Origin of the sequence: Streptomyces abyssalis, from assembly GCF_001751365.1 — a bacterium.
Lineage (GTDB): Bacteria > Actinomycetota > Actinomycetes > Streptomycetales > Streptomycetaceae > Streptomyces > Streptomyces abyssalis.
Map to the genome: position 1 here is coordinate 759,529 of NZ_LJGT01000040.1, position 15,428 is coordinate 774,956.

The window sequence follows — 15,428 nt, forward strand, 5'->3', positions numbered from 1 at the left end:
GTGCATGCTCACCGGCTCACCCGAGACCTGGTGAGGCGCCACGGTGGCTCGGCCCCCCCCACACGTACAACTTCACAGGAGCGCCAATGCTGCGAACCGGCATCGCCGTCGGCACCGCGCTGATCGTCACCTGTGCGTTCGGTGTGACTCCCGCACACGCCGCCCGGCTCACCGTGAAGGGCACCGGCTTCCGGCTGGCCACGCGGCTGGGGGTGACCTCGGTCAGCCCGTCACGCCAGTACACGGTCACGTTCGCGTCGGCGGAGCTGAAGCGGCGCTACACGCCCCATCTGACGGCCGCGGTGGCCCAGTTGAGGGCGGCCGGGGTGACGATGTCGGTCGGCGGAGTGGAGAGGACCGATCCGTCCGTCTGCCCGCCCACGGGGCACATCCACTACACGGAGAAGTACCGCCCGGCGGGCCGCGGCGGCTACAGCCTGGGCAGGCCCTGCCCCGACCCGGCGGAGGGCGTCGCGGCGGGCGGCGTCGTCACCATGGACAGCGAATACCACGACGGCACCTGGCACATCGCCCCGTACCAGGTGCGGAACACCTCCGTGCACGAGATGCTGCACGTCCTCGGCCTCGACCACCCCAACCTCGACCTGGACGGCGACGGCGCCGCCGGGCCGTACGAGTGCCCCGCCGGGCCCGGCGGCACCAGGCCGGTGATGTGCTCGCCCAACGGCGGCCACCGGACCGCCGGCGCCGGACGGCTCACCGGCTTCGACATCGAGGGCATCGAGGCGCTGCTGGCCAACGCCCGGCGCCAGGGCGTCGGTTGAGCACTCCCGGGGCCGTCGCACGCAGCGCGTGTGCCCGGTGTGCCTGCCGCTTGTCAGGTCCGGAGCTCGCCCTCCAGCAGGCCCATGGTGAACATGTCGTACCAGCGCCCGTCGCGGCGGAAGACCTGGCGCAGCCTGCCCTCCTCGGTGAACCCGACTTTCCGGTAGAGGTGGTGGGCGGCGTGGTTCTCCGTGACGACCGTCAGCGAGATCTTGTGCAGGCGCATCTTCTCGAATCCGTAGCGGCACATCGTGCGCATGGCGTCCGTGGCGTAGCCGCGCCCCCAGTACTCCTTCTCCCCGATGTAGATGTCGAGTTCGGCGCAGCCCGTCTCGGGTTCGGCGTCGCGCAGGCGCACGAGGCCGATGAGTGCGGCGTCGGCGAGCACCTCGATCCCGTACAGGACCTCGCCGTATGCGTTGCGCGGCCTCTCCTCCAGGCGCTTGCCGACCGCGGCCAGCGACTGGGCGTAGCCGTCGTTCATCCAGCGCATCACCTCGGGGTCGCCTTGCCACCGCCACACCGCCCCGGCATCGGACGGCTCCAGAGCACGCAGTTTCACCAACTCACCGGACACCATCGTGCGTTCGCCCCCTGCATGTTTCCCGTGACCGCATTCGCGGCGCGTCAGTGAAACACCTGCCGGGCCTCCCCTCAATCGGATAACCGCGCTCCGGACGCCGGCCACGTGGCGCGGGGAGCGGTCAACAGCCCGGCGTACCGGACGAGTTGACGGGGTATGACGGCACTTCCCGGACGGCGGTAGTGTGCTTGCGCTGACGGCGTACATCTCGGCGGATGTTGTACGGGGGGAGAGTTCCGGTGGGCTATCGGTACGACCGTGAGACGGCGGACCGGCTGGCACGCGCGGTGCTGGCGGGGAGCGAGCTGAAAGAGCAGGCAGGGGTCAACGCCCGCGCGGAGCTTGAGCAGTTCGACGTCGTCGCCCACGCGTTCCACGCCACGCCACGGCGCGGACGCAGGAGGGAGACGCGGCAGAGCGAGCCGCTCGCATTCGGCGTCGAGGGGATCGCGACGGCGGTCACCACTCTGGTCCTCGCCGTCGCCGTCGACGTGCTCAGCCAGCTCGCCCGGGCACGCACCGAGCGCACCGCATCCCGTGTGGCCTCCTGGTTCAGGCGCGTACTGCTGCGGCGCCCCGGCCCGTCGACGCGGCCCGCCCCGGCGCCGGAACTGCCCGAAGGACCAGCGGCGTTGACGCCGGAGCAGATGCAGCAGATCCACGGCATCGCACGGCGCAACGCCCGTCAGCTCCGCGTGCCGGAAGAGATAGCGAAGGCGGTCGCCGACGGGATCGTCGCGGAACTGGCCATGGCGCCCGCCGCGCCGGACGCCGAGCCGGGGGCACCGGCCCCAGGGGAACCGGAGGCCCACGGGCGTCACGGTGACTAGCCCGGTGACCACGGCGGAGCGGAGACGCGATCCGTTCACCGTGCCGTCCGGCACGACCCTCCGCTTCGCGCTGCTGGTGCTCAGCACGACTGCCGTCGTCATGTCGTTCGCCGCCACGCGCTTCGGGCACGGGGACTCCGACGAGGCCAAACGCCGCTTCGTCGAGTACCGGGACTGCTGGGAGCGCGACAACCGGGAAACGAGCGGCTTCCCCTCGGGTGACAGGCCGTCGGCCGAGGAGCTGTGCGGCGCGGACCCCCGCCTCGTGGACCTCTGGGTGCCGGTGACCGCCGTACTCGTCTTCTGGCTGGTCGTGTTCGTCATCTACTGGTACCTGCCGGCCTGGCGGATCCGCCGCCGCCGGTACGTACGCCTCGGCGGCGAACTCCCCGATGTGGCACGGGCTCTGGAGAGGCTGCGGGCCGGGACGGACACGGAGCAGGTCTCGTGGTACGTGCAGCCGCTCAACTCACGTGTCTCCGCGCTGGCCTTCGGCCGGTGGCGGCGCAGACACATCGTCCTCAGCGGCGGCCTGGTCGCCCTGCGGACGGCACGCCCGGAGGCCTTCGAAGCGGTGGTCCTGCACGAGCTGGCCCACGTACGCAACCGCGACATCGACATCAGCTTCCTGACCATCGCCGCCGGACGGGCGGGTCTGCCCGTGCTCCTGATGACTCTTCCCTCCGGCATCGGCTGGGAGTTGTTATGGGGCACCGGCACGGCCGCCTCCTTCGCGCAGGGTGCCGCCAGCTCGCTGCAGACTCTCTGCCTGATCGTCGTCATGCCGCTCGCCCGCAGAGCGGTTCTGCGCAGCCGTGAGTTCTACGCCGACGCACGCGCCCAGCAGTGGAACACCTCGCCCCAGGCCCTGCATGCGCTCTTCGGCTCGGAGAACGGCAAGCGCCGCCTGGCCGGCGGTCTGCTGCGCGTGCACCCCACCGCGGCCCGGCGGCGCGCCATGCTCCACGACACCGGGCCGCTGTTCCGCAGCGGTTTCTGGGAACTGTTCGCGGCCGGTTCCGTGCTGGGAGCGCTGTACACCGATCTCACCAACACGTACATGTTCAACTCGGCCCTGGACGCCGGGGCCGACACCGCCAAGTGGCTGCTGGCCGACTTCGTCACCGGAACGCTGTTCGGGGGGATCGTGGGCTTCCTGGCCCTGCGCTCCGACGAGGGGTTCCCGGGGGCGGCCAAGCGGGTGCTGCGCGCGCCCGCGTGGGGGCTGGGCTGCGGACTCGCCCTGGGCGGCGGGCTGTTCAACGCGAGCATCGTGTTCACCCTGGCAAGCGCCGGGCAGTTCGGTCTCGGGTTCCTCCCGTGGACGGCGCTGCTCGCTGCTGCCGCGTTCGTCTCGGCGCGGTGGATGTCCCGCACGGTCAGGCTTTGGCGGCCGGCGCTGCGGCACCGGCAGCGGCGGGCCCTGACGCTGTGCGGGTTCGTCGCGGCGGCCGGACTGCTCTTCGCCTGTGTCCTCCACTGGCTGATGGAACTGATGACCGCTCAGGCCCTGATGTCGAAGATCCTCGGCGGGCGGGTACCGGAGGTTGTGGCCTTCGTACTGGCCGCGGGCATGGACGCGGCGGCCCGGTCGCCGTATCTGCTGTGTGCGGGCGGGCTGGCGGCGCTGCTTCCGCTTCTGGGGCAGTCGCTGATCCCGGGTGCGCGGGACGGGGCGCGCCGCGAACTGCGCCGCACCCTGGGAAGTGGGGTGCGCTGGGGGCTGTGGCTGGCGGCGTTTCCCGTCGTTCTCACCTTCCTGGGGGCGGAGGCCCCCAAGGCCGGTGCGGCAGGGCTTCTGTCCACGGCCGTCGCACTCGTCGTTCTGGCGGTCCGTACGGGCCGCCGGCCCCGTGACAGCGGTCTGGCCTACGCCCACGCCGCACTGGCGAGCACCGTCGCCGGCGTCCTCGCTCTCGCCGCTGCCGAACTGCTTCTGACGGTGGTGGGGTGCTGGACCGGCAGCTGCTCCGCACCCGACCTGTCCCGAGTGGCCCTCTTCGCCGGTGTCAGCGCGATTCCGTGGTCGGTCGTCGCGGCCTGTGTGCCGTCGGCCCGCAAGGGACGGGTGCCGGAGAAGGCCCCGCCGCTCGTCCCTTCACCATTCCCGCCTCCGGTTCCGTCAGCGGTGACGCCGCGGGCGCGGGGCAACGGCATGGGCGTGGCCTCCCTCGTCCTCGGGATCACCGCGACGGCCTTGTTCTGGCTGTGGCCGATCGCCATCGCCCTCGGTGCCCTCGCCGTTATCTTCGGCGTGATCGGCCGTGGCAGCGCGAAGCGCGGCGAGGCCGGCAATCCCCGCCAGGCCCTGGCCGGCGTCGTCTTCGGTGCCCTCGGCGCGGCTCTCGCCCTCGCCGTCGGCCTGGCCGTCACGGTCACGGACGGGGACGACGGCACCGGCAGGACCGGCAGAAGCGACAACGGCTCCGCCGTCACGCGCTACGGAGGGGCATGAACCCGCGGAGACCTCCACGACCTCGGTCTGATCCCCGACCGGAGCGCCCGCCCGCCCGGGGCCCCGCGCACGTGAGCCCGGCGGATGGTCTCAACTGTGCATCACCCCAGGTCCCGCAGGGTTCCTGTCTTCCCGAGGGCATCGATCGTCCAAGAGAATGCGACTCCGGCTCACACGGCAAGGGAAGGGCTGGGTGACGTATGCCAGACAAGCACGAGGTCTCGCCGTCCGGGCACGTGCTCGCCGAACCGGCCGGTGAGCACCGCGACGACCCCGCCGTCGACGAGCTGTTCCGGCGGCACCACTCCGCTGTCTTCTCCTACGCGCTCGCCTGCAGCCGCGACACGAAGACCGCCGAAGCCCTGACGGCGGAAGCCTTCACCCGTGCCGTCCGCGCCTCCCGCTCCGGCGGCACACGCACCACCGCCTGGCGTCCCGCGCTGCTCGTCTCCGTTCGCTGCGCCGCGGCCGAGTGGGCGGGCACGGGCCGCCGCGACGGACTCTCGCCCGACTTCGTGCAGTGGTACGACAACGTGGCGGCAGGCCCCGGCACCGGCGAGGAGCGCATTCTCCGGCTCGAACAGGAGAGCCTCATCCTCCAGGCTTTCCGCGCACTGCCCGAGCGTTGGCAGACCGTCCTCTGGCACACCGCCGTCGAGGAGGAGTCCGCCGGAAGGATCGGGGCTCTCCTCAACATGCTGCCCGGCAGCGTCGATCTCCTCACCTCACGCGCCCGGGAGGGTCTGCGTGAGGCGTATCTCGCCGCGTACCACGAGCACGGCCTTGAAGAGCACGGTCACGACTCGGGCGAGTGCCGCCGCTACGGGTCTCTCCTCGAAGCGTCGGCACGCCGCGCGGGCCGGCGCACCAACAGCGACCTCGAACGGCACCTTCAGGAGTGTGGGCGCTGCCGCGGCGCACTGGCCGAACTGACCGAACTCGACGAGCGGTTGAGCACGATGCTCCCCGCCGGAGTGCTGCTGTGGGGCGGTTCCGCCTACGTGGCGGCGCGGCACGCCGACGCCGGCACGGGCAACCGGGAGGAGGCGCCCGGCGCGACACCCCGGACAGAGGACCCGGCATGGTGGGTCAAGGCCAGGAGTCTGTCGATACCGGCGGCGGCGCTCGCAGGGTCGGTCGTCGCGGCGTTCGGGCTCATCCTGTACCTGCTCCCGCTGACCTCGTTCTCAGGCGACGACGAGCCCGGCTCGCCTCCCCTTCAGGTGGTGAGCCGGCCACCGGAGACGGTCATCAAGGACGGTCCGACCGTCACGTCCACAGCCACCCCCTCCCCGTCGGGCACGCCCACGGACCGGCTGGGCGGACTCCCCGGCGCGGAGGGCGGGTTCACGCCACTGCATCTGCGCTCCGACCTGACACTCGGCGGCCCGCAGTCGCGCCAGGGTTCCGTGACTCTGGCGCGTACGTCCGGCAACCACGACGGGCAGCCCCACGAGCCGGTGACCTTCGCCGTCTCGGGAGTCACGGGCGAATACCGGGGCGGCTCCACGCGGTTCGACCTGTCCGTCGACGCCGGCACGTCGATCGGCAACGGGCAGCAGGTGCGCGTCTCCTACGACCTGACGGGGAACGGCAGTTGGGACCGGGTGGAGACATACCGCTACCACGAGAGCGACGACGCGCCCGGCTACGAGCACTACACCCAGACCCGGGGCCTGAAGACGGGCGCCACCGGATCGTTCAAGGACCTTGTGGACGGCAAGGTCAAGGTCGAGGTGTGGGACGCCATCGGACCCGGCGGCAGCACGGTGGGGACCGGCGACGCCTCCTTCGTCAGGATCCCCTTCGGCTGACGGCGTACGGTCCTGGCTCCGGCCGGGACCCAGCTCCTGGAGCCGGTGCGCGGCCTCAACTGGCCGGTCACTGACGGCAACTGGGGCGCCTGCCTACGCGTCCGTACGAAACCGGCGTGGGGCCGGGCAACCCCCGAGCCTGCGGACGACGTCTGTCAGGTTGGCTTGAAAGTGCCTGTCAATTCTTCAACGAATACGAAGCAGGCACTTCGCAACGCCGGTTTCCCGCAGGCAAGTCGGGCTGGACACATGCGCCCCTCTCCTGCGCGCGAGCAGCAAGTCAGCACGAAGGAGACACCTATGAGTCATGCTTCACCACGTCGTCATGTCAGACGCACCGTCGTCGGCGGCCTGATAACGACCGCAGTCGTCGCCGCGGCCGCGGTGGCCGTGCCGGCGGCGCAGGCGGGCGAGGAGCCGCCGCAGGACCGCTCGAAGCCCAGCACACGCATCATCGGCGGTGACGGGGCGTCCAACGACGCCTATCCCTTCATGGTTTCGGTGCTCACCAAGGGGCCCGGCAGCGCCAAGAAGCGCCACCACTGCGGAGGCAGCCTGATCAACGCGACCACCGTCATGACGGCGGCGCACTGCCTCCCGGGGCGGGACACGAAGGACTTCCAGGTCGCGGTCGGACGCACGGTGCTGTCCGACTCCGGGCAGGGCCAGATCCGTAACCTCGAACCGTTCGAAGGCACCAAGGACACCGGCGGGTTCCTCATCCACCCCCGGTACGCCAAGGGCGACACCGCCTACGACATGGCATTCCTCCAACTCTCCAAGCCCGTCAAGGGCATTGCCCCGATCAAGATGCCGACCAAGGGCACCGACGCACTGATCCGGCCGGGAGCCAAGGCCGTCGTCACGGGCTGGGGGAACACCGACACCGACCTGCCCACCTCCCCGGACCGGCTCCGCGAGGTGAAAGTACCGGTGCTCTCCCACGACGAGTGCGCCGCGAGCTACGGCGAGTACGACCGGAAGGTCAACTTCTGTGCCGGCGCCGAAGGCAAGGACTCCTGCCAGGGCGACAGCGGCGGCCCGATCTTCCGCAATGTGCCCGGCCGTCAGAAGCCCATCCAGGTCGGGATCGTCTCGTACGGCAACGGCTGCGCGGAACAGGGTTCCCCGGGCGTCTACACCTACCTCGGCTCCGAGAAGCTGTGGAAGACGATGAGCGAATCCGCCGCGGGCAAGCTGATGAAGGAGCAGCTCGGCCGCTGACGGCTTCCCGGCCGGCCGCGGCTCTCATCCGGTCCCCGTTCCGGGATGGAGCAGGGACCGGTGCCGCAGGTGAGCCGCGAGGTGCCGGGGCCGGCCGGCTCCCGCGCTGCGCCGAGCATCAGCGGATGCGGCGGCTACGGGGGTGTGAGTCCTTCACGGACACCGCACCCGCACGCCGGTGTGCTGGGCCGGCTGGCCGCGCTTATCCAGCGCTGCCGGAGGCGCTCCAGCTCGGCAAGGTCCGCGCGGTCCCACCCGCTCCGTCCACGGGCGAAACTGCGCAGCGCCTCGTTCGCGGCGGCGACCGCGTCGCAACTGCACTGCCCGTCTCCCGTGGCCATGGGAAAACACTACGTGCACGATTTCGCCCTGTCTGTGGATCAGCACAGTGCTTTACACCACTGCTGCTGTATTTGCCCTTTTAACTGACTTCGGGCGTCATGCGACGGTCTCCAGACCGGCCGACCCGGCGCGTGGTCTTCCGTCCTCGCCGCCGTCGTCGACCGGCACGAACGACGAGATGAAGACGTATGTCGGTTCCTCGGAGTGGTCGTGGCCGCTGTACTGGGTGATCAGGAACTGGTATCCGCGCACCTCGGGCCAGTCCTCGTCGGCCTCCTCGATGCGGCGGAGCACGAAGCGGCGCAGCAGCCTGTAGGCGGGGGTCTCCGTGATCTTGATGTTGGGGTTGCCGACCGCGGAGGCCAGTTCGCTGCAGATGTCGAAGACCGCCTTCTCCTGGCGGCGGCCCGGGAACCAGACCACCTGCGACCACTTGCGTGCGGCGATCGTCGAGGCTGCTTTCCAGGGTGACTGCTGGTCGGCGGTGGACAGGGTGCGGTAGAGGAGGTGGAAGTCGTGGCGGGCGGGTTTGGGTGCGAAGAACCGCCAGTTGGGGATCAGCAGTCCGACCTTGTCGTAGGAGCGCAGCCGGTCGAAGACTCGGTGCGGGTGCTGGTTGACGAGCGTGACCACGAGCCAACCGGCGAGGGTGAACTCGACCGCCCGTCTGGCCTTTTCGCTCGTTCCGGCGCTCCTGCCGCTGGTGTTCTTCATCTCGTCCGTTCCTCCGCCTCCGTGACCTGGCCGGTGAACTCCCGGACCAGTGCGGCGACCTGGCCGGCCGCCTGTCTGCCGAACAGCAGGTCGTCGTGGTTGGTGTTCTCGATCAGATGCATGTCCCCGCTGGGTGCGGCGTCCACCAGTTCCTGGTGCAGCTCCGCGTGGTCCTTGTCGCGGGCGTGGGTGACGGACGCGGCGATCAGCCGCAGCGGCACGGTGATCTTGGGAAGCTGCCCGTCGAAGTTGAGGAACTCCCTGTAGGCGGCCTGCCATTCACGCGCTCCTGCGTCCCACAGCTTCCAGTCCCGGTACTGGGCCAGAGCCAGCGGACGCACATCCTCCGGCAGCCACTCCAGCCACGGCGGCGGGGGCAGCATCCCGCACAGGCCGAGCCTGGCGGACTGCGGCATCAGCGACAGTGCGAAGTCGAACGCCTTGGAACCCTCCCGCTGGAGCTTGGAACGCTGGAGCTCGCCCGGGTGGCTCGGGTCGAGCAGGACCACGCCGGCCACCAGGTCGCGCAGGGGTGCCAGGGCGCGCAGCGCCAGATAGCCGCCGAGCGAGTGCCCGACGAGGACGACGGGCCGGCCGGGGCAGGCCTCGCGGACCAGGTCCTCCAGGTCCGACACCGAAGCGGCGAGGGTGAAGGGCTGCTCGTCCCGGTGCTCGCTGCTGCCGTATCCGGCGCGGTTGTAGGTGAGCACGTCATGGTCGCCGCCCAGCAGCCGCTCCACCTGCGCCCAGTGTTCTGCGGTGGAGACCAGCCCGGATTCCAGGACCAGCACCGGGGCGTCGGGAGCGGACGCGCGGGCGGCAGGGGTGAGGCGGTAGGCCAGCAGGTTTCCGGTGCGGGTGCGGCAGGTGCGCTCGTCGCCCCGGCCGCGCAGCACCCTGCGGTGGCGCCGGGCCTGGGCGGCGAGGCCGGTGGTGAAGGCGGCGCCGAGCAGGCCCGCGGCGATCTTCGGCAGCGTGTCGCTGCGTTCGTTCGCCGCGGCGCTCTCGGCGAGGCGCGGCACGTCCTTGCGGGCCAGGGTCCGGGACGCGGACGCGGCCGCATTGCCGGTTGCCGCCCCGGTCCTGTCCTGCGTTGCGTACAGGACCGCGGGATAGGTCGCCAGGAACGCCCAGACGAACCGGCCGAGCCCCATCACCCGCGCGTTGACCAGGTGGAACGTTCCGGTGGCGGTCACTATCGCGGGGGCGAGGCGGCCCTTGGCGGCGAAGACTGCGGGGAAGCCGCACTCCATGGCGAGCACCGAGTGGGCCACGGCCTTGGAGAACTGGGGGTAGCGCTGGAGGAGTTGGAAGACTTGCTGGTCGCCGTAGGTCTCGGTGCGCATGATGCCCGGGAGCGCGGCGCCGGTGCGCCAGAGAGGGCTGAGGACCTTGATCCAGCCGGACACGGTGTAGGACAGCGTCGACTGGAGCGCCACATACCAAAGGCAGGCGTCGACGAGTCTGGGCTGCCGCTCGCCGAGCCGGGCGATGGCCGAGGTCGCCTGGACGAGGAAGGAGAGCTGGTCGGAGCCGTCGGTGCCGTAGCGGTGGCGCGGGTAGACGGCGAGCTGCGACAGCGCGAGGAAGCCGTTGGCGGCGGCGCGGTGCGCGCGATGGGTTCCCGGGACGAGCAGGGAGGCCGCAGCGGCGGCACGGGCGGCCTGAATGGCCTTCGTGGTCTTCGGCCGCGCGATGAAATCGAGGGTCTTCCTGGCGAGCGGCGACCAGTCGGAGAAATTCTCCCGTGCCACTTCCCAGTGGTTCAGTCCGCCTACTTCCCGGTCCCTTCCGGTCACGAGGAGTTCCAGACTGCTCACGAGATGTGTTGCCGCACTTATCTGCTCCGCCGCGGACAGCGCCTGGTTCCGACCCACGGCCGGGGAGGAGAATGCTCTCCTCGCTAGAGGGGAAATGTTCACTTCTTCTCCGTTCCCTTCCCCGGCCGGGGTCTTTTTGTGCGGTACGTCACAGAGACGGACCGCAGGAATCAACTTCGCCGCGGGGCGAAGGTCAGCTACCGCCCAGCACGTTGTCGGCCACGATGAACCCACCGACGAGGGCACCGACGACGGCACCCGCGGCACCCACGGCGGTACCGATCACCGCGGGGGTGGCAAGCACGGGAGCCGTCGGTCTGGCCCACTCGCCTTCGTCGACCTGCACGGCCAGCGCATCCAGCTCCGCACTGGCGTTGACCTTCTCGAGCAATGCAGACACGTCTTCTTCTCCTCGGGTCTTCTCGGAAGCCGGGACGGCTTCGCAGAACGGATCGGGGCTGGTCAGCTGTTGCCGTTGACGGTCACGGCAAGGCCGATGCCGCCTGCGACCGCGGTGGCCACGAGCGTCACGCCGGCGATGCCGGCCGCGACGGCTGCAGGGGTGGCGAGCACCGGCTCCGTGGGGGCCGCACCCTTGTCCTCGTCGAGCATCAGTGGGAGAGTGCTCAACTCCTCGCTGTTGTTCACCTTTTCCAGAAGCATTTTCGTGTTCGCGCCTTTCTCGCAGAAAGCCCGGCCGCGCTCCGCCCGGTTTACCGCAATGTTTTCCGGGGCAGGATGGAGTTACTGCCGGTCGAGCCGTAATTACAATTAGCGGGAAAGGGTACCAACGGTAACTTGGCCCGTTCCAGGAAAATCCTTGGCAGGAAGCTGCACCGGGGCGACAGCTTCATGTCGGCCTTTGTGTCTTTTCGCAGAAAGCGGCAGAAGGACTCGAATTCCAGCATGCAGCTTTGTTGAGTTCTGTGCGCGGATTCTCTGCACGCTGTGAGGAAACAATCGCCCTGCGTGAACCGGCAGCCCGTGAATACCCGCCGGCGCCCCATTCAGGCGCACCCGCTCCCGCCGCCGGGAGCTGTCACCGACGGCGTTCCCTCCCCTTGGAGGCGGGAGTTACGAGGCGGGTTCTCCCGGATCGACGCTCTCCACGGCGACGCCCATGTCCGCGATCGCCGCGGTCTCCGCGCCGGGGGTGGAGGTGTCGGTGATGACCGCCTGGTAGGCGTCCGCGGTGCCGTACGCGTAGGTGGCGGTCTTTCCGAACTTCGAGTGGTCCACGAGGAGCAGGGCCGTGGAGGCCGAGGCGAGCATGGCCTCCTTGACCTCCGCGTACTCACGCAGGGGGTGGAAGAGCCGCCCTTCTAGGACGGCGGCGGCGGACATCAGGGCGATGTCGGCGCGGATGCGGGACAACGCGCGGGTGACGTCCGGTCCGGTGCAGGAGTGGAACTCGCTGTGGTAGTGGCCGCCGAGCAGGGTGACGTCCGTACCGGCTGCGGAGCCCGCGCGCTGCGCGAAGCCGACCGAGTTGGTGACCACGGTGAGCTGGTCGAGCCCGGCAAGGGACTCCGCCAGCGGGAAGAGGGTGGTGGAGTCGTCGACGAGGACGGTGCTGCCGGGCGTGATGCGTCCGGCCACCGCGGCGCACAGTGCCGCTTTGGCGGCGAGGTTGCTGCCCTCCCGGAAGCGCGTGGCGGTCTCCATGGTGAGCGCGGGGAAGGCCACGGCCCGGCCTCGGACCTTTCGCAGCAGGCGACGGGCGGCCAGGTCGTCGAGATCCCGGTGCATGGTCATGAGGCTGACGTCGAACCGGTCCGCCAGGTCGGCGATGCGGGTCTCCTCGTGTCCGGCGACGTATCTCAGGACGTCCTGCCGACGCTGTTCGACGGCGGCCTGGGACAGCCGTGGCCTGGCCGGCACCTGGCGGCTCCTTCCAGTTCGCGGGCCGTGGGCGGCCAGTGGCTGAGGGGTGGTCAGCCCGGTTGCGGACACACCAGCGGTTTGACGGTCGTGTGGTCCCGGTCGGCGGCGGTGAGAGCGTCTTCGGCCTTCTCCAGGCCGAACCGGTGGGTGATCAGCCCTCCGAGTGCGACTTCGCCGGAGGCCGCCAGCGCGATGGCGTCCGGCCAGGTGTTGGCGTACCGGAAGGTGCCGGTGACCTCGATCTCGAAGTTTTGCACATGGGCCAGCGGCAGCGGAACGGTGTCCCCTCCCATGCCGACCAGCACAGCGCGGCCCGCCCGGCCCACGGTCCGGATCGCCTCGTCGGCCACGGCCGCAACCCCGGAGCACTCCAGCAGGACATCGGGGGAGAAGCCGGTGTCCGCGAGGCGCTGGGACCGTACGTCCACGGTCGAGGTTGCGCCGAACTGCCGCGCCAGACCGAGCCGGTGGGGTGAGATGTCGGTGACGACGGCCTCGGTCGCGCCGAAGGCACGGGCCGTCTGTGCGGCGACCAGCCCGATGGGGCCGGCTCCGGTCACCAGGACCCGCGAGCCGGGGCCGACGCGGCCCTTGCGGCACGCCCACACGCCCACGGACAGAGGCTCCAGCAGCGCCGCGGTCTCAGCTGTCAGGGTGTCCGGCACCGGGTGCGCGAAGTCCTCGTCCACGGCGACGTATTCGCACAGGGCGCCGTCGACCGGGGGCGTGGCGTAGAAGGAGACGTCGGGGCACAGGTTGTAGCGGCCGTGGCGGCACTGGGCGCAGCGGCCGCAGGGCACGCCCGGTTCGAGGGAGACGAGCTGCCCCGGCTGGTGGCGGGCGGTTCCGGGGCCGAGAGCGACCACTGTCCCGGCGGGTTCGTGCCCCAGCACCATGGGGCTGCGCACCACGAAGTCGCCGATCCGGCCGTGCCGGTAGTAGTGGACGTCGGAGCCGCAGATGCCGACCGCTTCGACGCGGACGAGGACCTGCCCGTGCCCGGGACTCGGCACGGGACGCTCCTGCGTCTGGAGGCTCTCCGGGGCGAGCAGCACGGCGGCCCGCATGGTCGGGGGGACGTGCGAGGGCAGCGCGGTGGCGGTCATTCTCCGGTCACAGCTCCCATGGTCAGGCCGGTGACGAGCCACCGGCGTACGGCGAGTCCGACGAGCATCATCGGGACCACGACGAGGGTTCCGATGGCGGTCAGCTGCCCCCAGTCGATGCCGGTCTGGGTGACCAGCTGGCTGGCGGCGATGGGCAGGGTCTGGGTGTGGGGCCCGCCCAGTACGAGCGCGAAGGCGTAGTCGTTCCAGGAGAAGACCAGGCACAGCACGAAAGTGGTGACCAGCCCCGGGCGGGTCAACGGCAGGACGACGTGCCGGAACGCCTGCCAGTGGCCGCAGCCCGCCACCTGCGCGGATTCCTCCAGCGACGGCGGCAGTTCGGAGAAGAAGGCACTCAGCAGCCAGATGGCGAAGGGGAGGTTGAAGCTGAGGTAGGCCAGGACGAGTCCGGGCAGGGTGTCGATCAGGCCGAGGAATCGGAAGATCAGGAAGATCGGCAGCACGACGGCGGCGATCGGTGCCATACGGGTGGAGACGACCCAGAAGGACAGGTGCTGCTTGCCGCGCATCCTGGTGCGGGCCAGGCCGTAGCCCGCGAGGGCGCCGAGGGCGGTGGCCAGCAGCGCGGAGAGGCCGGCGGCCAGGACGCTGTTCTGCAGGTAGGGCCAGAGGTTGTTGGCGCCGCTGAAGAGGCCGCGGTAGTTCTGCAGGGTCGGGGCGAACCACAGGTCGGGCGTGGACGCGGTGACGCTTGCCGTGGGCTTGAAGGACGACAGCAGCATCCAGCCGAGCGGGACCAGCGTCCACACCAGGGCGGCCGCCACCAGGACGCGCACGACGGTGCGGGAGGCGCGGCTGCCGCGTTGCGGCGGGCCTCCGGCGGCAGTGCGGGCGGGAGTGGCGGCGCGACCAGGGACGGCAGCGCGGGCAGGGGTGACAGCGGTCATCGGGCCGGCTCCTTCCGTTCGAGCAGGCGGACGAAGTACCGGGCGACGACGGTGGTGACGGCGAGCATCAGCAGGCCGGTCACAGCCGCGTAGCCGAAGTCGAAGAAGCGGAAGGCGGTCTCGTACAACTGGACCGAGGCGGTCTTGGTGGCGTTCGCGGGGCCGCCGCCGGTGGTGTTCCAGATGATGTCGAAGTAGCGCAGCGCGTCCATGGAACGGATCAGCAGCGCCACCAGGAGCACGGGGGCGATGGAGGGCAGCACGATGTGGCGCAGCGTGCGCGGCAGACCCGCGCCGTCGAGGGACGCGGCCTCCAGCGCCGAGGAGGGCACGGTGGTCAGGCCGGCGAGCGCGATCAGGGCGACGAGCGGGGTCCACTCCCAGATGTCCATCAGGGTCACGGCGGCGAACGCCGAGGTCTGGTCGGCCATCACGTCGCCGTTGTAGCCGAGTTGGCGCAGCAGCCACGTGTACAGCCCGAAGGTGGAGTCGGTGAGGAACCGGCCCAGCAGCCCGACGATGACCGGTGCCACGAACATCGGGAGAAGCAGCAGGCTCAGCGCGGCGTTGCGGCCGCGCCGAAGCCGCCACAGGCACACGGCGAGCGCCGTGCCCAGCGCCATCTCCCCGCCGACGGTGAGGACGAAGTAGACGGCGGTGCGCACCCACGCCCAGGCCATGTCGGGATCGGTGAACAGGCGCGCCCAGTTCTCGGCTCCGACGCCCTCCAGGCGCAGGCCGCCGAGCAGATGGACGCGGGCGAAGCTCATGGCGATCACCGCGGCCAGCGGCAGCAGCGAGACCGCGGCCAGCAGCAGCAGTCCCGGCGCCATCATGCGGCCGTTGAAGCCGGCCAGCGGGAGAGCGGCGCGGCGCGCCGGCCGCGCCGGCGGGGTGGGCCGCGCCGGCGGCGTGGCGGGGGAGCCGGTTTCGCGGACGTTGCCGGTCGGTGAGGAGTCCAT

15 protein-coding genes are annotated in these 15,428 nt (G+C 70.6%); 5 read left to right on the plus strand and 10 right to left on the minus strand.

Annotated features, from left to right (window positions below):
* Positions 1–86: 86 nt before the first annotated feature.
* Positions 87–785, plus strand: a complete 699-nt coding sequence (locus AN215_RS18210; RefSeq protein WP_070011776.1) for a zinc metalloprotease — start codon at positions 87–89, stop codon at positions 783–785.
* Between the two features lie 53 nt (positions 786–838).
* Here AN215_RS18210 and AN215_RS18215 read toward each other — a convergent pair whose 3' ends face one another.
* Positions 839–1,348 (minus strand): GNAT family N-acetyltransferase, encoded by a 510-nt coding sequence (locus tag AN215_RS18215; protein ID WP_245694539.1) that lies wholly within the window; start codon positions 1,346–1,348, stop codon positions 839–841.
* A 260-nt stretch (positions 1,349–1,608) separates the two neighbouring features.
* Between AN215_RS18215 and AN215_RS18220 the strand changes: the two genes are divergently transcribed.
* From AN215_RS18220 to AN215_RS18235, 4 genes are all read left to right on the plus strand, one after another.
* Complete coding sequence (locus AN215_RS18220) at positions 1,609–2,199, plus strand: hypothetical protein (RefSeq protein WP_070011778.1); 591 nt, start codon at positions 1,609–1,611, stop codon at positions 2,197–2,199.
* A 4-nt stretch (positions 2,200–2,203) separates the two neighbouring features.
* A complete protein-coding gene (locus AN215_RS28735) occupies positions 2,204–4,654 on the plus strand; it encodes a M48 family metalloprotease (RefSeq protein WP_079123166.1) in 2,451 nt (816 codons plus the stop codon).
* A gap of 200 nt (positions 4,655–4,854) precedes the next feature.
* A complete protein-coding gene (locus tag AN215_RS18230; protein ID WP_070011779.1) occupies positions 4,855–6,468 on the plus strand; it encodes an RNA polymerase sigma factor in 1,614 nt (537 codons plus the stop codon).
* Between the two features lie 300 nt (positions 6,469–6,768).
* Positions 6,769–7,692 carry a S1 family serine peptidase gene (locus AN215_RS18235; RefSeq protein ID WP_070011780.1) on the plus strand — a complete coding sequence of 308 codons (924 nt, stop codon included), beginning with the start codon at positions 6,769–6,771 and terminating at the stop codon, positions 7,690–7,692.
* Between the two features lie 134 nt (positions 7,693–7,826).
* On the opposite strand, the gene AN215_RS29295 is transcribed toward AN215_RS18235, so the two are convergent.
* The 9 genes from AN215_RS29295 to AN215_RS18275 all read right to left on the minus strand — a co-directional run bounded on the left by AN215_RS29295 (position 7,827) and on the right by AN215_RS18275 (position 15,428).
* Positions 7,827–8,033, minus strand: a complete 207-nt coding sequence (locus tag AN215_RS29295; RefSeq protein WP_107374392.1) for a hypothetical protein — start codon at positions 8,031–8,033, stop codon at positions 7,827–7,829.
* 97 nt (positions 8,034–8,130) lie between these two features.
* A complete protein-coding gene (locus AN215_RS18240) occupies positions 8,131–8,748 on the minus strand; it encodes a hypothetical protein (RefSeq protein ID WP_070011781.1) in 618 nt (205 codons plus the stop codon).
* A complete protein-coding gene (locus AN215_RS18245) occupies positions 8,745–10,502 on the minus strand; it encodes an alpha/beta fold hydrolase (RefSeq protein ID WP_216094098.1) in 1,758 nt (585 codons plus the stop codon). The genes AN215_RS18240 and AN215_RS18245 overlap by 4 nt, the downstream gene beginning before the upstream one ends.
* A gap of 259 nt (positions 10,503–10,761) precedes the next feature.
* On the minus strand, positions 10,762–10,968 hold the full coding sequence (locus AN215_RS18250; RefSeq protein WP_139140756.1) for a hypothetical protein: 207 nt from the start codon (positions 10,966–10,968) through the stop codon (positions 10,762–10,764).
* Positions 10,969–11,030: 62 nt separating this feature from the next.
* On the minus strand, positions 11,031–11,231 hold the full coding sequence (locus AN215_RS18255; RefSeq protein ID WP_070011784.1) for a hypothetical protein: 201 nt from the start codon (positions 11,229–11,231) through the stop codon (positions 11,031–11,033).
* 411 nt (positions 11,232–11,642) lie between these two features.
* Positions 11,643–12,449, minus strand: coding sequence for a DeoR/GlpR family DNA-binding transcription regulator (locus AN215_RS18260; RefSeq protein ID WP_070011785.1), 807 nt, complete (start codon positions 12,447–12,449; stop codon positions 11,643–11,645).
* Positions 12,450–12,502: 53 nt separating this feature from the next.
* A complete protein-coding gene (locus AN215_RS18265; RefSeq protein WP_070011786.1) occupies positions 12,503–13,558 on the minus strand; it encodes an NAD(P)-dependent alcohol dehydrogenase in 1,056 nt (351 codons plus the stop codon).
* Positions 13,555–14,466 (minus strand): carbohydrate ABC transporter permease, encoded by a 912-nt coding sequence (locus AN215_RS18270; protein ID WP_079123167.1) that lies wholly within the window; start codon positions 14,464–14,466, stop codon positions 13,555–13,557. The genes AN215_RS18265 and AN215_RS18270 overlap by 4 nt, the downstream gene beginning before the upstream one ends.
* Positions 14,463–15,428 (minus strand): carbohydrate ABC transporter permease, encoded by a 966-nt coding sequence (locus tag AN215_RS18275; RefSeq protein WP_079123168.1) that lies wholly within the window; start codon positions 15,426–15,428, stop codon positions 14,463–14,465. The genes AN215_RS18270 and AN215_RS18275 overlap by 4 nt, the downstream gene beginning before the upstream one ends.